Origin of the sequence: Psychrobacter sp. AOP3-A1-26, from assembly GCF_052378235.1 — a bacterium.
Lineage (GTDB): Bacteria > Pseudomonadota > Gammaproteobacteria > Pseudomonadales > Moraxellaceae > Psychrobacter.
In genome coordinates, this window is record NZ_JBQSXN010000012.1 from 25,302 (window position 1) to 47,821 (window position 22,520).

The window sequence follows — 22,520 nt, forward strand, 5'->3', positions numbered from 1 at the left end:
TTATTGCGGTAGCCGCTGCTTAATTGTCGCTCAACATGCTAAACTATAACAAATCTTTGTGTAAATACCTAACTAAAAATGACAAACTCAAAAATGACCGACGACGCACCTACCCATGAAGCCCCTGCTATCTTCAATAGCAAAACACGCCCGCAAAGCGCTGATGATGAAATCAGCAACTTTGGCAAGGTAAATTATCTTGAAGTAACCCGCCACCAGCACGATCAGCGTTTGGATAATTTCCTGCTCAATCGCTTAAAAGGGCTACCAAAACCACATATCTACAAAATGATTCGCTCGGATGAAATACGTGTCAATAACAAACGCTGCAAAGCACACGACAGAGTGCAGCGTGAAGACGTGGTACGTATCGCCCCTGTGGTACTCGCTACCCGCGAAAAACCGATTATCAGCACTGAATTTGCTAAAAGTTTGCTCGCACGCGTGGTCTACGAAGATGACGGGATGTTGGTGCTGAATAAGCCCTCAGGTATCGCTGTTCATGGTGGTAGTGGTTTAGACTTTGGTGTGATCGAAGCCATGCGTGAAGTGACGGGTAAAAAGTACCTAGAGCTGGTACATCGCATCGATAAAGACACCTCAGGGCTGTTGATGATTTCTAAAAAACGCTCAGCGCTGAAAGTATTGCAACAGCATCTGGTCGACAGAACCATTCAAAAGCACTATCTCTGTATCGCCAAAGGGCAACCTGCGCTCAATGAGCAACGTATCGATGCGCCATTATTACGTTATACGCTGGCTAGCGGTGAACGCCGTGTCAAAGTAGATACACAAGATACGCAATCTAAAGAAAGCCAGACGGACATTATCGTCCATGGGCGTTTTATGCTTGCAGCTCAGCCGGTCAGCTTGATTGAAGCTAAACCCCTGACAGGGCGCACCCATCAAATCCGTGTGCATCTGGCTCATATTGGTCACGCTATCTTGGGTGATGATAAATATAATGTGCATGACAAATCAGGCGTCCATCGTCTGTGTTTACATGCGTGGCGCTTAGATATTCCGGGCTATGAAACCATCACTGCACCATTACCAGATGAAATGGCAGACTGGTTGCCAGAAGATATTAAGCAACCTGAATAAGTTTGTAAGCTCATTTTTTTAGTCTTATCGTCAAACGTCACGAACTCTTATTATCACTAATAAGCCGCCGTGACGTTTTCGTATCTGTATCCATATCTACCATTTATTATCATCACCATCTTCTAAGGGTCATTCATGAGTGAACAATCTGCACCGCTACCTTCTGCCAAAACCTTTCAATCAGCCAATCAGCATCATTTAGCAGACAAGACTCTTATTATATTCGATTGGGATGGGACGCTGATGGATTCAATTAGTTTAATCGTTGATGCGATGCATGTGGCAGGCGAGGCGCATGGTTTTCAAACGACCGATAAAGCTGTACAAGATATTATTGGGCTGAGCCTAATGAAGGGCATTGAGATTTTATATCCGCAAGCAAATGAGACGCAAAAGCTCGCCATCCAGCAAAGCTATGCGGACTACTATATTGCCAATAGTCACAGTACGCCGCTTTTTGCGCCGATAGAAGGTATGTTGCAGACATTACAAGCGCAAGGTAAAAGTCTGGCGGTTGCCACTGGCAAAAAGAGAGTAGGGCTAAATCGCGTCTTAGATGCTTCTAATAGCCATCATTATTTTGTGATGACCCGCTGTGCAGATGAGTCAGGCTCAAAACCTGATCCGCAGATGCTTAACGATATTTTGGATTATACCGAGCAGCAAATCGCTGAAGCTGTGTTTATCGGGGATAGTGTCTACGATATTCAAATGGCAACGCAACTTGGTATGACTAGTATCGCGGTAAATTATGGTACGGCATCTCATACTGAGCTCGCCGCGCAGCAACCTACTTATCAGGTCGATACTCCGCAAGCGTTGGCTGATTTGCTGTGTGGATAATGGCCGTTTAAACACGCCTTAATAATGTGGCCATGATATTGTATCTGTAATAAAAAAGGGTTTATCGCTAATAACGATAAACCCTTTTTTTAGGACACGTTGAATTTATTCTGCGTCTTTTGAGTTGTCGGCTTTAGATTCAAAGTCTACGGATTTGCCATCTTCTCCTTGAACTTCATCAAACTCTACGAGATTTGACTCAACGATTTTTTCATCATTAAGTTGATATTCGTACCAGTTGCCCATGACCCCTGCCAATTCATCAAGACCTTCTTTTCTTAAGGCAGAAAATAATTGAATGGTACAGTCTAAGCCTATTTCTTTGAGTCTCTTGCGGGTGTTAAGCAAAGCGTTTTTAGACGCGCCATATTTTAGCTTATCTGCTTTAGTTAGCAAAATATGTACTGGCAGTTCACCATCTTTTGCCCAATGTAGCATTTGCTCGTCAAAAAACTTTAGTGGATGACGAATATCGGTCATCAGTACCAAACCTGCCAAGCTTGTACGTGATACCAAGTATTCTTCTAATTCTACTTGCCATTCTTTTTTCATCTCAAGCGGTACGGCAGCATAGCCGTAGCCTGGTAAATCAACCAATCGTCTGTTGCTATCGCCCACACTGAAAAAGTTAATCATCTGCGTACGCCCAGGAGTTTTGGACGAGCGTGCCAGTTGACGCTGGTTGGTCAAGGCATTGATAGCCGAAGATTTACCCGCGTTTGAACGCCCTGCAAAAGCAACCTCTAACCCCATATCAGCTGGGCAAAGGCGAAAAGTAGGTGCGGACATCAAAAATTCAGTTTGTTGAATCTTTTGACGGGATTTGGTATTAAACAATGTATGTTCGGCGGCGACATCAGTAAACGGGGTACTCATAAATGGCTCATTAATCTTCAAAAAATTGGATATGGTCGTAAAACTTTAGTTAGCTGATGGCTAAGGTAAGACATCAAATAAAAAGAGCGTAAAGGGTTATTTGTTATAACGATAAGCGTCGACTACTGACAACAATAACCGTTTTAAATTATCGACTATTCTATACTATTAATAGCCTTAGTTATTGAAATAACTGCGATTGGTAGCATATAAATGGTAAGGCGATGCTAAAATCAATGCATATTTGGTACAAATAATTTGCCTGATCAAAACGGGTTACCAAAGCCGAACTCGATTTATCTATATTTATATGACATATATTGTTACAATATTTGTTAAGACAGTTTTAATGATACACGTTTAATAGAAAGAGTGATTAAACGAATGAAACATCAAAAGGAGGTGTTCTATGTCTTCAATCACCACACTTTTTAGCCAAACCTACCGTATGATGATTGGTGGCGGTACTGCATTACTGTTAGCGCTATTCTTAAATAGTGCCATGATAAGCAGCGCAGGAGCTGCTAATATCGCAACCACTTATGATAACTCATGTGCGACCTGTCACGATAGTGGCGCGTTAAATGCCATCAAAAAAGGCGATAGTGCTAAATGGCAGCAGCTGATAAAGCAAAAAGGTATGCCAGCATTAATCAAGTCAGTTAAAGGTGGTATGATTCAAATGCCTGCCGGCGGACTTTGTGACAACTGTAGTGATGATGACTACGGAAAATTAATCGAATACATGAGCAAATAGTGGGCTTAATCATCAAGTTAAACCCTAAAAAATAAAGCGCTCGGTTTTATAACTTTTATGCGCTTTTTGTTTTTTAGTTACTATCCTAGCGTGTGTCGTTAGAAAAACTGCTGGATGTAACGATTAAGTAGGCAAATACTACAAAGTCTTGCTATAATAATCGAAAATAAACCCTGATGTTAGTAAGTACTTTCAGACTGTTTGTGTCCAAGACCTTAAAATATATGCCTACCTCGCTAATAGTAGTACGGTTTATATCAGGTATCTTAGCAGTACAATCACTCTAAATAATGCTTACGCCGAGCTAGTAGGATTTGTATCAATGAAAAAGTTAATCGCTGCTGCCAGCTTATGCGTTGCAAGTTTCAGCGTACAAGCTGCTATTATTGTTCCTGAACATGATGTCAATGCTGGTAAGCAAGTTGCAGAAACCGTTTGTGCTGCCTGTCATGGTGTTGATGGTGTGAGCGTTGTCCCTGCGCAGCCTAATTTGGGCGGCCAAAACGTAAAATACCTTTATAAACAAATGGTCGAGTTTAAGTCGGGTTACCGTAAAAACGGTATCATGCAATCGCAAGTTGCCAATTTATCTCAGCAAGATATGGCTAATGTGGCAGGCTACTATGCAAGCCAAGCGCCTTGGGGTGTGGGTTTCGGTAACCCTGCGACCAACCAAGAAGCCACTAAACTGTTCTTAGGTGGTGATAAATCACGTGGTGTCATTGGCTGTGCGGGTTGTCATGGTCCAGATGCCGCGGGTAATACTTGGGCAGCGTTTCCACGTTTAGGTGGACAGCATGCTGAATATATTGCCACCCAGCTAAAACTATTCCGTGCGGCGGGTCGTGTTGATGACATCGATAGCGATGATCAAAAACGAGTCAATGACGCGGCGAAAGAAGGCGAGATGGGCATGATGCAGACCGTCGCATCGAAGCTATCGGATCGTGATATTCGTATCTTGTCAGACTACGTCAGCGCTATTCATTAATTTTCAGTCATCAGCGCACATACGTGATGCGTACGTCGCTATAAAAATCAATGTGCGCTCGATTGACTGTATATCTATCATTATCTAGCTATTAAACCCCGATTTCGGGGTTTTTTTTATAACTTTTTATCCCATATATTGTAGATATAATATAGACATAATAATAAAGCCATGCAGAAGTGCCTATCATCGCCCTGTATAGTTATAAGTTATTGTTATTCACCTTAGATCGTTTGGATTTAGATTATGATGATCCGTTATGCTTCTTATTTTATCGCGGCACTGCTACCGTTGCTATTGTTTCGTTGGTTTGCACCTGCGTCCATTGGCGAGATTGACTTTTGGTTACTCTGGCTGTTAGCGATGGTATTGGTCTCACTGCCAGTCGTCTATGCAGAGATTGCGTTGGCCTATCGTAGTGTTGACGCACCATTGGCAGGCATGCAAAAGCTCACTCGTGAAGCAGATGCCAGCCCAATATGGCGTAGCTTCGGTTGGTTGGCGGCACTAGTCTCTATTGTCATTGCCGCATTAGTCATATCTGGTGCCAGCACTGGTATCTTAGCGGCATTGACTGAGCTCAATAGCGCCCCTGCTGTGCCAAGCTTCGCTGTCGCTGCGGGCTTGATGGTTATTGCGGTATTATTAAGCTTACTTGGCGTTGCACCCTTACCGATTGGACTGGGGTTGATGGTTATTGGTCTTGTACTGGGTGTCGCAAATGGCTTGCCCAATATTAACTTTGCCATGACTGACATCAGTTTAAGTGAATGGGCGCGTGCAGTGGCACTAGCGCTAGTCAGTGTGGGCGCAGGTACGGGCTTATACTGGTTTGGTCAAAACCTAGTGACCAAGCAAGGGCTCACGGCGGTAGATGCCAATAACTATAATGCACAAAAGCCAGCTCACAAACGTGTAGCCACTGACTATCGCGCAACCAAATTGGTACTGCCGATTTGGATTCTGCAGTTATTGGTTGGGGTCGTGGCTTTGTTTATCAGTGGTATGGCATTGCCGCCAATCGGGCAGTTGCTATATTGGACAGGTGTGCTATTTGTGGTCAGTTATTTGCTACATTATAGTACGCAACAGTTAGCGCATAAGTTTGGACTGTTAGTAAGCTTGGTTATAACTTTGGTGTTAGCACTGGCATTGGTCGTGGTCATACCAACGACTTGGCTGGTCGGCATCTTGGTCATCATTAGCAGCCTAACGGTGTTATTGTTATCCATCTTTGCCGGTTGGCAGATGAAAATAAGTCATCTGCGTAAGTCGTTGAACTTTGGTAATGAAGCTCTTTATAACTTATGGCGGATAGCGATTCGTTTAATCGTGCCATTGGCATTGTTATTAGCGCTGATAGGTTGGGTGATGCAGTGGTTGAGCTAAGAGAAAGTGTCAATAAAGTTGATAGCAATGATGCTGCATCGCCGTTAGAGTCAGCTCGTTTGATGACGGTATATTTGGCGTACGCCGAGGATGCACAGCGCCAGCATTATTTAGCTTTACAAGTCAGCCGTGAGACCAGTCTATATGAGGCGCTGATGCAGGCAGGTTGGTTAGCAAAATTTGTAGCGTTAGCAACTTGGTGTGAGCAGGTAGCAGATGTTGCCACACCAACGGCTAAACGTTGGCATGTCGGTATCTATGCACAAAAACAGCCGCTTAGCTATCGCTTGCAGCCCTTTGACCGTATTGAGGTATATCGCAGCTTAAGCGCTGATCCAATGTCTCAGCGCAAGAATAAATCTCGAGGTTAAACAGTTAATTATTAAATTTAGTTATTAAATCTAGTTGACTGTCTTAACTAAGAAACAGGCAGGCTATCTATACCTTCGATACGATTGACCACACCGTTATCATCAAAATAAACAATCAAATGCTGACTGGCATTTTTGACATCTGCAATACCTTTGCGGCTACCTTCTGTACCCGCTTTATAATCATAAATATAATCCCAGCGCTTAGGCTCAAGGGTGTCTTTAATCGCTGGGCTACCAAGGATATAAAGTACTTGGTTTTGATTCATACCCACTTGCAGTTTTTGCGCTTGCGTTTGAGTAATCGCAGTACCTTGTGGCAAATCGATTTTATAAACACTCAATAATGAGCAGCCGGACATAGCAACAGCAGCGCTCAGCATGCTGGTCATAGCAATCTTGCGTAATACGCTGGTACGGCTCAACGGACGAAAAGTTAATGTCTTTATCATGGTAAGATGGCTCATTAGAAATAAATTAGGTGCAGCCAAAGTTGGTTGGTGCTCGTCTGGCCGACAATCTTGGACAAATGATACGTCATTTACTTGCAATTTCCTACCACTTACGACATTATTTACCAAACACTACCCGAGCGATTTTATTATTTATATTTTAAATTCATAGACTTGCATTGCGATTGTCGGGGAAATAACAAATTGAAAATTTACTTAGCATAAAGCAATTTGTTGTTCTTAAGATATTTTATATTCGATAAAAAATAATCATTAGCGATTATCTATTTCATATTTTCGGTTCTTTATTTGCTAAGACTGTCACAGTCAGAAGGGATATTATGGCTTCTTTTACCAATCAAGATTTACGTAAAGCAGGGTTGAAGGTCACGTTACCTCGTATCAAGATTTTGGAGCTGCTGGAGAGTGCAGAGTTGCATCATATGAGTGCAGAGGAGGTGTACAAAGCGTTGATCGAACAAGGTGAAGATGTGGGTCTAGCGACTGTCTACCGAGTACTTACGCAGTTTGAACAAGCGGGTATCGTCGAGCGCCACAACTTCGAAAATAACTTATCGGTGTTTGAGATTACCCAAGAAGAGCATCACGACCATCTGGTTTGTGATAACTGCGGTAAAATTGTAGAATTCCACAATGAATCTATCGAGGAACAACAGATCAAAGTTGCAGAAGAGCACGGTTTTAAACTATCAGGTCATTCACTGGTGCTATACGGTATCTGTGATGATCAAGAGTGTAAGGACAGTGTTAAATAATCAGTGATAGCAGTGGCGTAAAAAATAGAAAAAAGCCCTCATATCAATAATGAGGGCTTTTTTTGTGCTCAACGACTGGTCATTGTTTCTTATTGTCTCGTAAAATTTTAGGATATAACCAAAAAAATAGTAATGCTTAATTGATATCTAACGATAAGTTATCGGCACCTTCATCGAGATTGACTGTGCTATTTTTACTGCTAAGCTTGATTTTTAGGCGTAAATCATTAGGAGAATCAGCATGGAGAATGGCCTCTTTATAGGTGATTTCTCCTTGTTCATACAGATCAAACAGTGCTTGGTCAAAGGTTTGCATGCCGCTATCACGTGAGCGCGTCATGACCTCTTTAATCTCATGAATCTCACCTTTACGAATGTAATCACTGATCAGCTGTGAGTTTAATAGAATCTCAATAGCGGCACGGCGCCCTTTACCGTCGGGAGTGGGGATAAGCTGCTGGGCGATGATGGCTTGCAGGTTAAGTGATAAATCCATAAATAACTGATTATGACGGCTGGTTTCAAAAAAATGAATAATACGGTCAATCGCTTGGTTGGCATTGTTGGCGTGTAAAGTTGCAAATACCAAATGCCCAGTTTCAGCATATTGGATAGCGTAGCTCATAACTTCACGATTACGAATCTCGCCAATCAAGATAACGTCAGGCGCTTGGCGTAAGGTGTTTTTTAGCCCTGCTTCAAATGAATGAGTGTCGATACCGACTTCACGCTGAGTGATAATACAGCCACGATGCTGATGCACAAACTCGATGGGGTCTTCGATAGTGATAATATGCCCATGGGAGTTTTGATTACGGTGTCCTATCATGGCAGCAAGGGTAGTTGACTTACCAGTGCCTGTGGCACCAACCAATAAAATGATACCGCGTTTTTTCATTGCCAGCTCTTTTAGTGCGGGCGGCAGACGCAGCTCCTCGACCGTTGGAATTTTGTTCTCGATTTTTCGTAAAATCATCCCCGCCATATCGCGCTGTATAAAAGCACTGACCCGAAAACGTGCCTGCTGTGCTTCATCAGCAATGGCAAATTGACATTCGTTGGTCTCTTCAAATTCTTTTTTCTGGCTTGGCGTCATTACCCCTTTAACCAATTTCATGGTTTGCTCAGCGGTCAAAGGCGTTTTACCCACAGGCAGAATTTTACCATTCACTTTCATGGAGGGCGCTACATCAGCAGTAATAAAAAGGTCAGAGCCGTTTTTATTGATCATTAACTGCAATAGTTTATCAATGTCCATAACGTACCTGTGTTCGATGTAAATCGATTAAAAAAATATCTAAATTCATGTTTTGGTGTTCACTTACCACTATCAATACAAATAAATAACGCTACAAAAATGCTTCTGGTTGTTTGGCATAAGGACGGGCCACGTCTTTACTAATAGTGCCTTTTGCCACTAAGTTTTTGAGTGTTTGATCGAGGGTAATCATTCCGTCGCCTGCGCCTGTTTGGATAGCAGAGTACATTTGGGCGATTTTATTCTCACGTATTAAGTTACGGATGGCAGGGGTGCCGAGCATGATTTCATGGGCTGCAATACGACCACCTGTTTGACGACGCAACAGTGTTTGTGAGATAACGGCCTGTAATGATTCTGATAGCATCGCCCGAATCATGTCTTTTTCTGCTGCGGGGAATACATCGATGACGCGGTCAATGGTTTTAGCGGCTGAACTGGTGTGTAGGGTGCCGAAGACTAAGTGTCCAGTCTCTGCGGCGGTCAAGGCTAAGCGAATGGTTTCAAGGTCACGTAGCTCGCCAACCAAAATCACATCGGGATCCTCACGTAGTGCAGAACGTAGCGCAGGCTCGAAGCCTAAAGTATCTCGGTGAACTTCACGCTGGTTAATCAGGCTCTTTTTAGAATCGTGAACAAATTCAATCGGGTCTTCAATGGTTAAAATATGTTCTTTACGGCTTTCATTAATATAATCAATCATGGCCGCCAGTGTCGTTGACTTACCTGAACCTGTGGGGCCCGTGACCAATACCACGCCACGCTTAAAGTCTGAAACGCGTTTGAACACATCGCCCATTCCTAAGTCCTCCATGGTCAAGACTTTAGAAGGAATAGTACGGAATACAGCGCCAGCTCCCCGGTTTTGGTTAAAGGCGTTTACCCGAAAACGTGCTAGATTGGGAATCTCAAAAGAGAAATCTGTTTCAAAGAACTCTTCAAAGTCAGCGCGTTGCTTGTCATTCATGATGTCATAAATAAGCTGATGTACCACTTGGTGGGTCATCTCTGGCATATTGATCCGGGTCATTTCACCATCGACACGTATCATCGCTGGCATACCGGCTGAAATATGTAAATCTGATGCTTTATGCTTAACGGTAAAGCGCAGTAAGTCTTCGATGCTTAAATTATTTTTTTCAGCCATAATCAGATATTCCTATCAATTAATAAGAGTAAGACAAGAGAGTACAAAAGCACGTGGTAGACTATCAATAAATAACAGTATTTGAATCAATCACTTCAAAGAATTAGGATACGCCCTAACCAAATTACAGTCTTTACCATTACTATTAACTTCAGTAGCATATGTTAAACGATGTAACAATATCATAACAAGACTATAGACATTTAACCATCAACTCCGTTAAGAAAATGCAAGTATTAAGTGTCTAATCATTTTTTAATCAAAGTATCGGTCAAGTTACTAAAAAATCTTAAAAAATTTTAAAAGTCACTGAATACATTATCCTTGTGAGTCATATATGAAAGATATCAAAAATAGCAAAAACCATGTGGATAGCCAAAACTTAATTGATAATTGGCAACAAGTAAATAAGCAAGTAGCGCAGGCTTGTGAGCATGCTGAAAAACAAGCAGAAAGCGTTACTTTATTAGCAGTTTCTAAAACCAAACCTGCTGACATGATTGCCATTTTAGCGCAGCAAGGGCAGCGCCACTTTGGTGAAAATTATCTACAAGAAGCCATCGAAAAAATTACCACTCTAAAAGAGCAGTCTAAAGGCGAGGCGATTGTTTGGCATTATATTGGTAGTATCCAGCGCAATAAAACCCGCGATATTGCGGAGCATTTTGATTGGGTACAAACGGTTGAGCGTGACATTATTGCCAAGCGCTTAAACGATCAACGACCCGCTGAGATGCCGCCGTTAAACGTATTGATTCAAGTCAATATCGATGACGAAGACAGCAAATCTGGCTGTCTGCCCACACAGCTTCCAGAGTTGATAACCGTTGTCAAAGGTTATGAGCGTTTAACACTACGCGGCTTGATGATTATTCCAGCCAAAGCCGATACCGATGCCTTTGGGCGCACCAAGCAGTTATTTGATGATATCAAACATGCACATCCTGAGCTGAATGGCTGGGACACACTAAGTATGGGTATGAGTGGAGATATGGGTGAGGCGATAAGCAATGGCTCGACGATGGTGCGTGTTGGTACTGCCATATTTGGTGCGCGGGCGTTATGATATTTGCTTGCCTTCTATTTAGGGTATGCCCTAGTAATCAGTCTAATATCAAGGTTACGGATCAAATGCAGCGTTTCAAATACAGCAGTTATTCATTAATTTCTTCAAATTTTGTGACCAATAACTGCGTAATTTTAAGATTGTCGGTGGCGATAATCTCAAATCGGTAATTGGCATACTCGATAGTGTCTGTCTTCTTAGGGATTTTGCGCAGCATATACATCATAAAGCCACTAAGGGTTTCATAGTTTTGACTGCGTGGCAGATTGACAATATCTAAAGCGCGTACTACATCCTCAATAGGAGTCATTCCTTCGATGAGCCACGAGTTATCAGTACGTTGGACGATAGGCTGCTCCTCTAACGTCACAAGCTCGCCCATGACAATACTCATCACATCTTTAAGAGTAATGACCCCGACCACCAAGCCATACTCATTGACGATGACCGCAAAGTCAGACCCTGTCGATTTAAACATCTCTAACACTTCGAATAAAGACAAGGTATCAGGCACGAAGAGAGCGGGCTTGAGCAAGGCTTTGTCTCTTAAGCTGACCTGTTGTTGGTTAAGCACTAAGGCTAAAAAGCTGCGTGACTCTACATAACCAATGATGTGTTCTAAATCATCGTCATGACAGACCAAAAACTTATTATGTGGCTGGTCAATCATAATTTGCACGACTGCTTCAGTACTCGTTTTGGTGTCAAAATAAACGATATGTTCGCGTGGGTTCATCACTGAGGTGACGGTACGCTCCTGCATATCGAAGATGTTGGCTATTAAATGATGTTCTTGCTTTTTGAGCACGCCAGCTTCAGCACCGGCATCCATGACGGCATAAATATCTTCTGGCGTCATATCGTCTTGACGTACAGTTGAGATACCCAACAATTCAAAGATAACGTTTGCTGCCCCATCAAATATCCAGATAACGGGTTTGAATATGAAAATCAACAGCATCATTGGTCGTACGAGGCGTATAGCGATAGTCTCAGTGTTGGACATTGCCAGCCGTCTGGGCATCAAATCGGCGAGTAAAGAGAATAAGCTGGTAATCAAAACGAAGGATATAACCGATGACGCTGCTTCATTATTAACCAAAAGCTGTAAGTAGGGGCTAATTGCCGACTCACCCACGGCACCCGCTGAAATAGCGACTGCGTTTAAAACCACTTGTACAACAGTGATAAAGCTACCAGGGTGCTCTTGCATTTTAAGGACGTCAAATGCTCGAACATCGCCTTCTTTTGCGATGATTTGCAGCTTAATTTTGCGCGCTGCTGCGATTGCAATCTCGGCAGCGGATACAAAGGCGCTTAAGGCCAGCAATAAAAGGAGAAAGATACTAGCGGTTAGCAAACTCATGACATACTCGGTAAAAAAGGTATCGATTGAAAATAGTAATAATTGATTGGCGTGCAAACAGACAGGGTATTTATAAAATACTTTGATTTTTATCTAGGGGCTGTATAGAAACTAAAAAAGCTGGGTAAGCACCCAGCTAATGATAAAATTGTTTGATTTTTTGTAAAAGGGTTAAGTGGTCAGTGTCGCCCAACCACTAAGCAATAGTCGTTGGGCAAGTACTAACGTTTCAATTTGCTTAGCCTTTTACTGACCATTTATTCACCAATGGATAGCGGCGTTCGCGGCCAAAGGCTTTGTGGCTGATTTTGGTACCGATGGGTGCTTGCGAGCGTTTGTATTCGCTGTTATCAACCATTTTGATAACTTTGGCCACTAAGTCTGCATCAAAACCTTTATCAATAATGTCTTGATAGCCCATGTCTTCATCGATGTAAGACATCAAGATACCATCTAACACGTCATAGTCAGGCAAGCTGTCTTGATCTTTTTGATCTGGGCGTAACTCGGCCGATGGCGGGCGAGTGATGACGCGCTCAGGGATGACAGGGGTATCTTCTAAACGGTTGCGATAGCTGGCCAGTTTATAAACTTGTGATTTATAAACGTCTTTTAGGACATCAAAGCCACCTGCCATATCACCGTACAACGTCGAGTAGCCAACCGCTAATTCAGACTTATTACCCGTAGTGATGACCAAATGCCCAAACTTATTGGACAGTGCCATCAGAATAACACCGCGCGCGCGTGCTTGGATATTTTCTTCGGTGGTGTCTGCTGGCGATTTATTGAATAAGGGGGCTAGAGTATGACGGATGCCTTCGACCGCATCAAAAATAGGACAGACGGTATAAGAAACGTTTAAGCGACGAGCTTGCGCTTGGGCATCTTCTAGGCTGATTTGAGAGGTATATTCATACGGCATCATCACCGCGTATACTTTATCAGCACCTAAAGCATCAACTGCGATGCATAGCGTCAATGCCGAATCAATCCCGCCTGATAGCCCAACGATGATACCTGCGAAGCCTGAGTGATTGATATAGTCGCGTAAACCAACGACCAATGCTTGATACATCTCTGACTCGCGGCTCAGCGTTAACGGTGTTTTGGCTTGGCTGTCGAACGTGGCTGTTTTGACATCCAAAGTAGCTAAAAGCAACTGATTCATAAAACGTGGCGCTTCGTGTGCAACGCTACCGTTAGCCTGTACCGCCATAGAGCCACCGTCAAACACCAAGTCATCTTGACCACCAACAGCATTGAGGTAGATGATAGGTAAGTTGTTTTCGCGGCTACGTTTGGCCAGCATTGTTTTACGGTTGTCTTGTTTTTCGACCTCAAAAGGTGAGGCGTTTAAGCTGATAACCAGATCTGCCCCTTGTTTTTTAAGCTCAGCAATGGGGCCTTTTTCCCATAAGTCTTCACAGATGAGCAGGCCGATAGTAATGCCTTTGTAGTCAAACAAAACTTGGTTGCGACCTTTATCAAAGTAACGACGCTCATCAAACACGCCATAGTTTGGTAAAACTTGCTTGTGATAAAAGCCTTTTTGATGACCATTATGTAGGATAGCCGCTGAGTTAAACGTACCGTGATGGTCGACATGGGGATAGCCGACAATCATAACGATGTCGTCGATATCACTTAAGGTCGATAAAGCGCTTTTGATGCGGCCTGATAGGCTTGGACGCAGCAACAAATCTTGCGGTGGGTAACCTAGTAATGCAAGCTCTGGGAAAATAATGACATCGGCACCTTGCTCGCGGGCTTGCAACGCTAGTGTGCGCATTTTTTCGGCATTGGCAGTGATATCACCCACTAAAAAATGTGACTGCGCCAAAGCAAAAGTGACGGTATCTTGTGTTTTATTGGTTTTACTGTCCTCATTTGAGGTATTAAGGTTGGGGTTATCATTGTCTTTTGACATTGTTATTGTTCCTATCGATATAGTATTTAAAATTTGGTGAGTCAGTATTGGTTTAAAATAAACTTAAAGAAAATCCGAAAATTAACTCAAAATAGCGCTTTTTTATATCGAGTTCGAATAGTGAACCGATACGCCGAGCTTAAATCCTGCATAAACCTGTAGCTAAATAAGCGATAAACAGTGTCTATATAATTAGTGCTTATATAATTAGTACTTATAAAAAGTGCTTATAAAGGCTAGGCTTATGCGTAATAGCCAAAATTATAGTGCTGCTCTAAAAGTTGGTTCTTATATGGTTTAGAGTAGGACGATAAAAGCGGGTTTTGGCACAGGGTTTAAAAAATGCTGTGTCTGTATAACGCCCAAAATAAATGAGGTCAAACCAACTTAGCCGTATTAAAAAGCCTAAAATAGTCGCTTTAGTATAACATCAATTGTCGTGACAAATAGAACGCGCCAGTGAATTACCTTGCAAGATATCCGTTTAGAGCATGAATATAAAAAAGGGTTTTCGTTCCTTGTTTATACTTACTAAAGCCATGTATTAGCCTCTCATTGGGGGTGGTATCAGCCAGTAAACTTATATGAATAAAGTTGTAAGTAAAGGTTACAACATAGCGTTATATAAATATCCTGTTTTGTTGCATAATGAGTCGAGATAAATGCTTTGTTATTACTTTATTTTAATAAAAAAGATAGCTCGTAAATATGTTACGGTATTCTATGAATTCATGCGATTAAAGCAGTTCTTTACCTGTATATTGATGACTCTCTACCCTCGTAAATGAATACCGTTTATGGATATACTCTTTTATAGGTATACTCTATGAACTGATATTCATCACCCATTTATAAACTTGTCAGCGAAGCCACGATAGGTCTTTGCTGTCTTCCCTTGGTTTATACGCTATGATTGAAAACTGGACAAAAGAATTTATTATTCAGCGCTTGCTGGCTATTACCTTATTGGTTGTACTGTTCGTATTGTGTTTTCAGGTGATACAGTTCTTTATCGTGCCAGCACTGTGGGCGGCGATTTTAGCGTATGTGACCTTTCCTGTTTATAACTTTTTTTACCAAAAGGTAAAGCTGAGCCCCAGTTTTAGTGCCGCTATTATGACGGTAAGCATCTCTTTAATTATAGGTTTGCCACTGGTCATTGGGATTTTTATTTTACAACAAGAAGCTTTGAGCCTAATCAGCAATTTAATCTATCGTATCAAAGTGGGTTATTTGGATGTGCCAGACTCCATCAAAGATTTACCAGTGATAGGGCAGCAGGTAAAAGATATATTGTGGAGAATTAATAAAAACCCTGAGGGAACACTCGAAGCCTTTCGTATTTGGGTGCAGTCACATTTATATTATGGCAAAGTCGCGTTTGATGTGGTGTTTAGTGGTCTTGCCAAGCTCGGTATGGCGCTGATGACGCTGTTTTTCTTTTATCGTGATGGGACGAGCTTGGTGCGACAAATCCGCCAGGCATTGCGTAATATCATCGGTAACCGTATCGACGGCTATATTGATTCTGTAGGTACGACCACGCGTGCGGTAGTATATGGTATTGGCCTAACGGCTTTGGCACAAGCCATGCTAGCGGGCGTTGGTTATTATTTCGCCGATGCGCCTAGCCCTATTTTGCTGACCATTGTGACGTTTATCATTGCATTGATTCCATTTGGGACGCCATTCGTTTGGGGCGGCGTATCGATTTGGCTACTCAGCCAAGGGCACACCGTAGAAGGTATTGGCTTGGCATTATGGGGTATATTTATTATCAGTTGGGTTGATAACCTAATTCGTCCTATCGTCATTAGTGGCGCCACCAAAATTCCTTTTATTATTATTTTCATTGGGGTTTTAGGGGGGCTAACAGCGTTTGGCTTCGTTGGGCTGTTTATTGGCCCTGTGGTGTTGGCAATCGGGCTTGCGGTGTGGCGTGAATGGATATCGCAGCATAAAAACGAGATATTTGCCCCACAAGAAGTAGAATTATCTGCGCCTCAAGCCATGCCGCCAGCAAATGAAACAGAGTAAACAATACATCCATAGCAACGTGCTACTGTTATAAATTTTAATAAAATGGTTACCAATACTATGAAAAATAGGCTCGATACAACTAACAATATTACTATTGTGGCTGATAGTAATATCGCCAGCTTGGATGCATTTTTTAATGCCTCTACGCTTGGACAAATGACTGAACAGACTGTGAATATTATCACGGTTGCTGGACGTGATATCAACGCGCAATTGCTTGCAGATTTGCAGCCAGACATGTTGTTGATACGTTCTGTGACCCCAGTAGATGAAGCATTGTTGGCTAACAATGATAGTGTAAAGTTTGTTGGCTCTGCAACTATCGGCACTGATCATGTTGACCAAGATTATTTGGCAGCACGTAATATTACTTTTGCCAATGCGGCAGGTTGTAGCAAGCACTCAGTCGCGCAGTATGTGGTGACCGCTATATTGACTTTACGTCCACAGTATTGGCAGCAATCTATAACGCCATTAACGCTGGGTATCATCGGTATTGGCAATATCGGTAGCACACTTGCGCAGTACGCGAGTGATTTGGGTTGGCAGATATTGGGCTATGATCCTCTATTGCCGTCTTCAGATATCAACAACGCCAGTCTCGAGCAAGTGCTTAGCCAAAGTGATGTGGTCAGCCTTCACGTCCCGTTAACAGATAAAAAAGGTGAGGATAAAACCAGCAACGGTAGTGATTATCCAACGCGGCATCTTATCAATGCAGAGTCTCTAGCAATGATGTCGCCGCATACCATGCTTATTAATAGTGCGCGAGGCCCTGTGGTTAATGCAGATGACCTTGAAGCCGATATCAACTCTACTAAGCGGCAAGTGGTGTTAGATGTGTTTGAGCATGAGCCGCAAGTGGCGGAGAGTTTGCTTGCCAAGCTCGCTATCGCTACGCCGCATATCGCAGGATATACGGTCGAAGGAAAGCTGCGTGGCACGCAAATCATCTATGATGCTCTATGTGAGAAATTGGATGTCACACCCACTCAAACTATGCACAATCTACTGACGCTTAATATGTTTTTATGGTCTGAGTTAAAAGCCCATCCAGATAGGTTGATAAAATTCTACGATATCATGCGAGACGATGCTGCATTGAGGAACAAAACAGTGAATGGTCAAGTAAGGGGCGCTGACTTTGATCAATTGCGCCGTGATTATCGTCTGCGCCGTGAATGGCAATTTTAAGGGTTAACAATACCGTTTAGAATCCTACTTTTATAATTGATGAGGCAGTGTAGATAGCAATGAGCCAAGCAAGTAACCAAGTAAGTAGTTCTCCTACTCAGCCTAGCTATGCTCCCACCATAACTTTAGCCATGGCGCAGCAGCGCGCGCAATTCATAAACGATATCCGTCAGTTTTTTACCAGTCGCCAAGTATTGGAGGTACAGACGCCGCTACTATCACAAGCAGGAAATACCGATACTTTTTTGCAGTCAGTCGCCGCGCAAATCACTTATCAGGATAAACCCTGTACCTATTATTTACATACCTCGCCTGAATTTGCCATGAAGCGTTTACTCGCCAGCTGGCAAGTACCTATGTATCAGATTTGTCCCGTCTTTCGAGATAATGAAATAGGCGTACGCCATAATATCGAATTTACCATGCTCGAATGGTATCAGCCCAATTATAGCCTAGATGATATGGCCGCTGAGCTGGGAGAGCTATTAGAGGTGCTTTATGGGCATCCAATAGTGATGAGTCATTACCGTTATGTTGATGCGTTTATGGATTTTGTGGGCATTCATCCACTAACTGCCAGTCTTGAAGCACTACGAGCGGTGGCAGAAGACAAAGGTTTGATAGGTTTTGATTTTAATAATGATGTAAATAGCACAATCGATAGCAAAGACGATATCCGTCAGAGCTGGTTGGATTTATTGTTTAGCCACGCAGTAGAGCCCAATCTGGGTCATGATTTACCGACGCTGATTATTGACTACCCGCCAGCGACTGCCGCTTTGGCTAAAACTGCTTTGGACAAAGACGGTAATAAAGTTGCTAAGCGCTTTGAGCTTTATATTAATGGCATTGAGATTGCTAATGCTTATGACGAACTGGCAGATGGCGCGGCATTGAGGGCGCGTTTTGAGCAAGACAATCAATTGCGTCAGCATCATAATCTGCCGAAAATGCCCATCGATGAGCAGCTATTGGCGGCCTCTGATGCTTTAATACCTTGTAGCGGTATTGCAGTCGGTGTTGATAGGCTGCTGATGGTGCTCACAGGCGCGAAGAGCTTAGAGGAAGTAATTTCGTTTCCAAGTGGCTTGGCATAGTTATTGATTGAATGGCTCTAAATAGAATCGATACGATTATAATAAAGTAAATAGCCACGTGCTACTGTCATAAATTTTTCTTGCTTGCTGTTCGCCAGCGTGACAGAGGCTGCGAAAATTTATTCCAGTAGCACGTGTACCGGTTTTAAAGTGAATCAACTATATTGAGTAATTAGCTATTAAGTAGTTATCTATTTGATAGTCATTAAAAAGAGCGAGTAAGCCGAAAGGTCTACTCGCTCTTTTTATTTAGAACTAACTATTTTAAAACGAACTATAGTTTTGCGATAGCGTCATTTATAGCTGTTTCGCCATTATGCATGCTAAATACTTTGTTGATAGTATTATCTGCTTTTAGTACAGCGGCTAAAGTCGTGGCGACATCTTCAATTGAGTTTTCACCCGCATTATCATCATTGATGGCAACTTTACCAGTCGCTGCACGTTCTTTTAGCGCGCCTGCTTGAACGATGGTGTAGTCAAGATTGCTGTCATTAACCAACCACTGATCGGCGTAGTGCTTGCAAATATAGTATTGTTTTAAATCACCAATTCCCGGACTGTCCCATTTGCTGGTGTCTAACGAAAATACTGTGCTTAGCATGATGTAACGCTTAATACCTTTATCCTGTACTGCTTGGATGGTTTTGACCGCACCATGTAAGTCTACTTCTAAAACATCTTTACCGCCAGAGCCTGCGACAAAATAGACCGCGTCGATATCTTTATCAATCTGCTTTTGAATCGCGTCTTTATGAGCGGTAATGTCTAAATCTAGCTGACTATAATTCTTATCGTCAAATAGCTTTTTTTCTTGGCGGGTGGTGCCAACCACTTGATGGTTATCCGCTAATAGCTGCTTAACCAAATCCGTACCCACTCGACCACTTGCACCAATCACTAAAATTTTCATAATCATTCCTATTGTTATATGGGTTGTTATACACGTTATCGTTGTTAAAAACTGAATATAGCGTAACAATAATGGTCGGCATACTTCGTTATGAAGCGTGCCGATTGCATAGTGTTTAGTTATGGAATGTATACGGTTTGCAAGAAAGCCCAGAGTGTATAGTTAGGTTAAAATGAAAGAAATACGTTTCTAACAACGTGCTACTGCTATAATTTTTTTTGCTTGCTGTTCGCAGGCGTGACAGAGGCTGAAAAAAATTCATACCAGTAGCACTGTATCTTTTGTAAATTTGCTCAACTATTTAAGAAAATGTAGAAAAGTTAAGCTGCAAAATTAGTTGCTATAAAAACTAACGCACCAAGCGGTTAAGGCCGTCGGCAAGGGCCTTTTTGTCGCGGTCACCATAAGGTTTCTGTCCGCTCATCTCTTGTAATTCGATCACGCCTGTACCGCGCATGGTGTCCATAAAGTCGCGCATATTAAGCTTTTGCTTGATATTGTTTTTATCGTAGACCACGCCGCGCGTCGTTAATACCATACCGCCTTTGTCCAAAATATCATTGGCCAAAGGAATATCGCTGGTAATCGCTAAATCGCCTGATTGTATCTGCTCGACGATATAATCATCGGCTTTATCAAACCCTGATGGCACCACTGTCATAACCAGCAGTGGTGACTTACGCAGTTTAATCGGTTGATTGGCGACGAATATCGCCATGGTTTGTGTGCGTTCAGCGGTTTTGATAATCAAGTCTTTAGCAATCAATGGCACTGAATCTGCATCCACCCAAATTTGCATTATTTTTTGGCCTTATCTGCTTTAGTCGAGGTTTCTTTAATCGGGGCTACTTGAGCCTCTTTTTGCTGGTTATCGTTATTGACTGAGCTTGTTTTATTTTTAACATCCGTTTTAGATTTTTTAGCATTAGCTAAGTCATCTTCAGTTTTTGGTTGGCTATTTATAGCAGTCGTCTTTTTATCAAGGCCCACTTTATTAGGCAAGACCGCGACAAGCTTGGTCAATGCGGGCTCTAAATCGGCAACATCGTTGGGCATCAAAGTAATATGAGCAATTTTACGGTCGTCACGCTCAGCTTTATGATAGCTATGATAATGAGCACCGTCGATATTTAGTACTGCGCTGATATCAGGATACTGACCCAAGACATTAAGCATAATCGCTGGATGGACATTATCGGTATCGCCTAGTGGTAAATTGACCACGGCTCGGATATGATTTTCAAACTGGCTAGTGATTGCGCCTTCAATACTCCAATGCCCAGAGTTGTGCACACGCGGGGCAATCTCGTTGGCCAGTAATGCATCATTACCGCGTGCGTCTTTGGTCACGAATAGCTCAAGTGCCATTATGCCGACATAATCGAGATGATCCATAATCATGGTAATGGCATCAGTTGCTTGCTTAAATAAATGACTGGTACCAACGGCAGGAGCTTGGGTTTTGGCTAAAATACCATGGTGATGATGGTTTTCGACCAAGTCATAGCAGCGAACTTGCCCGTTTTGTGCGCGCGCAGCGATAATAGAAACCTCACGGCTAAAGTCAATAAAGCCTTCTGCAATTAATGGGGCAGGTGTTGGTGTCAGTGAGCCTTTACCGCTGACCGCATCTTTGAGTTCATGCCAAGCAGCTTTGATATCGCTGTGTTGTTTAATAACGAACTGACCTTTTCCGTCATAGCCGCCGCGGCTGGTTTTTAGGACGATAGGCAATCCCAAATCAGCACAAGCCTGATTTAATTCGGCTTCAGAATTGACTTCTATAAACGGTACAGTGGCAATATCAAGCGCGTTAAACATCTGCTTTTCTTTTAAGCGGTCTTGGGCGATATCAAGCGCAATCAGCGGTGGAAACATACCTTGTTTGCTACCAGACTTTGACAAGTCAGTCAGTTGTTTGACAGTCGCAGTCGGTGTGTTTTCGAATTCTAAGGTAAATACATCCGCTGCGGCAATGAAGTCTTCTAATTGCTCACTGCTAAACACACGACCATATAAGCTGGCCGGGCAGTCAGTATTGTCTTCTAAAAATACGCATTGATAGCCCAGTGGTATGGCTGCTTCGGCAAGCATCATACCAAGCTGACCACCACCTAAAATCCCGATGGTACGAATGGTTTGGGTAACAGGGTAAGCGTTGGCTGTAGTCATGGTAGGCTCTTTGAGTTAAAAATGAATAATGTGTTGGTGTATTAAATCTAAAAATTAATCGATTAAAATAGGAAAAGGTGCACTGCATGCACCTTATATTAAGTAAAGCTCATCTAAAAATAAATATCAAGTGACGTGTATTTTTAGCCCATTTAGGTATCATCGTTTAGATTGAGGACTCGCCCTAATAGGTCATTAGTTATTGATAATACCAGGTGTTGGGCTAGCAAGAATGGTGTCGGTTTGCGCTTGACGCAGATTATCCAGCTTAGTCGCAATCGAGTCATCATGCAAGGCTAAGACCTGAATCGCTAGCAGGGCAGCGTTATAAGCGCCAGCTGTGCCAATCGCTAAGGTACCAACTGCCACACCTTTTGGCATTTGCACGATAGACAGCAAACTATCCCAACCACTGAGCATGGATGATTTTACAGGAACCCCAAAAACAGGCAGCGGTGTTTGACTGGCACACATGCCAGGCAGGTGCGCTGCACCGCCAGCCCCAGCGATGATCACTTGCAGACCGTTACCTTTGGCGCTCTTAGCGTAGTCAAACAATCTGTCTGGGGTACGATGTGCCGAGACTACTTCACAATCAAAAGCGATATCAAAGTCTGCGAGCAACTGTGCTGCGGCGCCCATGGTCGCCCAATCAGATTGTGAGCCCATGATGATGCCAACTTTTGGTTGACCTGTAGGAGAGGTAATAGGGCCGTCTTGATCTATCGCGTTAACAGTAGCTGATGTGGTGCTCATGCTTTGATATCCTCAAAAAGAC

General features: G+C 42.7%; 21 protein-coding genes. 11 read left to right on the forward strand and 10 right to left on the reverse strand.

What is annotated here, in order from left to right; all coding sequences use genetic code 11:
- Window positions 1-93 precede the first annotated feature (93 nt).
- Window positions 94-1,104: an RluA family pseudouridine synthase gene (locus tag ACT3TU_RS03805; protein WP_192524575.1), complete on the forward strand. Its 1,011-nt coding sequence runs from the start codon at window positions 94-96 to the stop codon at window positions 1,102-1,104.
- Between the two features lie 135 nt (window positions 1,105-1,239).
- On the forward strand, window positions 1,240-1,947 hold the full coding sequence (locus ACT3TU_RS03810) for an HAD family hydrolase (protein WP_444784038.1): 708 nt from the start codon (window positions 1,240-1,242) through the stop codon (window positions 1,945-1,947).
- 105 nt (window positions 1,948-2,052) lie between these two features.
- Here ACT3TU_RS03810 and yihA read toward each other — a convergent pair whose 3' ends face one another.
- Complete coding sequence (gene yihA / locus ACT3TU_RS03815) at window positions 2,053-2,823, reverse strand: ribosome biogenesis GTP-binding protein YihA/YsxC (protein WP_444784039.1); 771 nt, start codon at window positions 2,821-2,823, stop codon at window positions 2,053-2,055.
- Window positions 2,824-3,232: 409 nt separating this feature from the next.
- On the opposite strand from yihA, the gene ACT3TU_RS03820 reads away from it, so the two are divergent.
- The 4 genes from ACT3TU_RS03820 (at window position 3,233) to ACT3TU_RS03835 (ending at window position 6,331) form a co-directional block, all read left to right on the forward strand.
- The gene (locus ACT3TU_RS03820) at window positions 3,233-3,580 is read left to right on the forward strand and encodes a c-type cytochrome (protein ID WP_192524540.1); all 348 of its coding nucleotides are present in this window, start codon (window positions 3,233-3,235) and stop codon (window positions 3,578-3,580) included.
- A 322-nt stretch (window positions 3,581-3,902) separates the two neighbouring features.
- Complete coding sequence (locus ACT3TU_RS03825; protein WP_192524541.1) at window positions 3,903-4,571, forward strand: c-type cytochrome; 669 nt, start codon at window positions 3,903-3,905, stop codon at window positions 4,569-4,571.
- A 246-nt stretch (window positions 4,572-4,817) separates the two neighbouring features.
- The gene (locus ACT3TU_RS03830; protein WP_444784040.1) at window positions 4,818-5,960 is read left to right on the forward strand and encodes a hypothetical protein; all 1,143 of its coding nucleotides are present in this window, start codon (window positions 4,818-4,820) and stop codon (window positions 5,958-5,960) included.
- On the forward strand, window positions 5,879-6,331 hold the full coding sequence (locus ACT3TU_RS03835; RefSeq protein ID WP_444784041.1) for an RnfH family protein: 453 nt from the start codon (window positions 5,879-5,881) through the stop codon (window positions 6,329-6,331). The genes ACT3TU_RS03830 and ACT3TU_RS03835 overlap by 82 nt, the downstream gene beginning before the upstream one ends.
- Before the next feature lie 47 nt (window positions 6,332-6,378).
- Here the strand turns inward: ACT3TU_RS03835 and ACT3TU_RS03840 are convergent, their stop codons facing one another.
- Window positions 6,379-6,798, reverse strand: coding sequence for an outer membrane protein assembly factor BamE (locus tag ACT3TU_RS03840; protein ID WP_192524543.1), 420 nt, complete (start codon window positions 6,796-6,798; stop codon window positions 6,379-6,381).
- Window positions 6,799-7,124: 326 nt separating this feature from the next.
- On the opposite strand from ACT3TU_RS03840, the gene fur reads away from it, so the two are divergent.
- The gene (gene fur / locus ACT3TU_RS03845; RefSeq protein WP_192524544.1) at window positions 7,125-7,559 is read left to right on the forward strand and encodes a ferric iron uptake transcriptional regulator; all 435 of its coding nucleotides are present in this window, start codon (window positions 7,125-7,127) and stop codon (window positions 7,557-7,559) included.
- Window positions 7,560-7,695: 136 nt separating this feature from the next.
- Here the strand turns inward: fur and ACT3TU_RS03850 are convergent, their stop codons facing one another.
- Entirely contained in the window at window positions 7,696-8,817 is a 1,122-nt protein-coding gene (locus ACT3TU_RS03850) for a PilT/PilU family type 4a pilus ATPase (RefSeq protein WP_192529580.1), read from the reverse strand.
- 91 nt (window positions 8,818-8,908) lie between these two features.
- The gene (locus ACT3TU_RS03855; protein ID WP_192524545.1) at window positions 8,909-9,964 is read right to left on the reverse strand and encodes a type IV pilus twitching motility protein PilT; all 1,056 of its coding nucleotides are present in this window, start codon (window positions 9,962-9,964) and stop codon (window positions 8,909-8,911) included.
- Window positions 9,965-10,301: 337 nt separating this feature from the next.
- Here ACT3TU_RS03855 and ACT3TU_RS03860 point away from each other — a divergent pair, with 337 nt between their 5' ends.
- The gene (locus ACT3TU_RS03860) at window positions 10,302-11,030 is read left to right on the forward strand and encodes a YggS family pyridoxal phosphate-dependent enzyme (protein WP_444784042.1); all 729 of its coding nucleotides are present in this window, start codon (window positions 10,302-10,304) and stop codon (window positions 11,028-11,030) included.
- A gap of 88 nt (window positions 11,031-11,118) precedes the next feature.
- Here ACT3TU_RS03860 and ACT3TU_RS03865 read toward each other — a convergent pair whose 3' ends face one another.
- Both ACT3TU_RS03865 and ACT3TU_RS03870 read right to left on the reverse strand, forming a co-directional pair.
- Window positions 11,119-12,396: a hemolysin family protein gene (locus ACT3TU_RS03865; RefSeq protein ID WP_444784043.1), complete on the reverse strand. Its 1,278-nt coding sequence runs from the start codon at window positions 12,394-12,396 to the stop codon at window positions 11,119-11,121.
- A 238-nt stretch (window positions 12,397-12,634) separates the two neighbouring features.
- Window positions 12,635-14,326, reverse strand: coding sequence for an NAD+ synthase (locus ACT3TU_RS03870; protein ID WP_192524558.1), 1,692 nt, complete (start codon window positions 14,324-14,326; stop codon window positions 12,635-12,637).
- Window positions 14,327-15,235: 909 nt separating this feature from the next.
- On the opposite strand from ACT3TU_RS03870, the gene ACT3TU_RS03875 reads away from it, so the two are divergent.
- The 3 genes from ACT3TU_RS03875 to epmA are packed head-to-tail and all read left to right on the forward strand — an operon-like array spanning window position 15,236 to window position 18,657.
- Window positions 15,236-16,363, forward strand: a complete 1,128-nt coding sequence (locus tag ACT3TU_RS03875) for an AI-2E family transporter (RefSeq protein WP_192524559.1) — start codon at window positions 15,236-15,238, stop codon at window positions 16,361-16,363.
- A 60-nt stretch (window positions 16,364-16,423) separates the two neighbouring features.
- A complete protein-coding gene (locus tag ACT3TU_RS03880; protein ID WP_192524560.1) occupies window positions 16,424-17,560 on the forward strand; it encodes a 4-phosphoerythronate dehydrogenase in 1,137 nt (378 codons plus the stop codon).
- Between the two features lie 59 nt (window positions 17,561-17,619).
- Window positions 17,620-18,657: an EF-P lysine aminoacylase EpmA gene (gene epmA / locus ACT3TU_RS03885; protein WP_444784044.1), complete on the forward strand. Its 1,038-nt coding sequence runs from the start codon at window positions 17,620-17,622 to the stop codon at window positions 18,655-18,657.
- Window positions 18,658-18,931: 274 nt separating this feature from the next.
- Here the strand turns inward: epmA and ACT3TU_RS03890 are convergent, their stop codons facing one another.
- The 4 genes from ACT3TU_RS03890 to purE form a co-directional block, all read right to left on the reverse strand.
- Entirely contained in the window at window positions 18,932-19,570 is a 639-nt protein-coding gene (locus ACT3TU_RS03890) for an NAD(P)H-binding protein (protein WP_444784045.1), read from the reverse strand.
- Window positions 19,571-19,919: 349 nt separating this feature from the next.
- Window positions 19,920-20,369, reverse strand: a complete 450-nt coding sequence (locus tag ACT3TU_RS03895) for a YaiI/YqxD family protein (protein WP_444784046.1) — start codon at window positions 20,367-20,369, stop codon at window positions 19,920-19,922.
- Window positions 20,369-21,742: a 5-(carboxyamino)imidazole ribonucleotide synthase gene (locus ACT3TU_RS03900; protein WP_444784047.1), complete on the reverse strand. Its 1,374-nt coding sequence runs from the start codon at window positions 21,740-21,742 to the stop codon at window positions 20,369-20,371. The genes ACT3TU_RS03895 and ACT3TU_RS03900 overlap by 1 nt, the downstream gene beginning before the upstream one ends.
- Before the next feature lie 195 nt (window positions 21,743-21,937).
- On the reverse strand, window positions 21,938-22,498 hold the full coding sequence (gene purE, locus ACT3TU_RS03905) for a 5-(carboxyamino)imidazole ribonucleotide mutase (RefSeq protein WP_444784048.1): 561 nt from the start codon (window positions 22,496-22,498) through the stop codon (window positions 21,938-21,940).
- Between the last annotated feature and the right edge of the window lie 22 nt (window positions 22,499-22,520).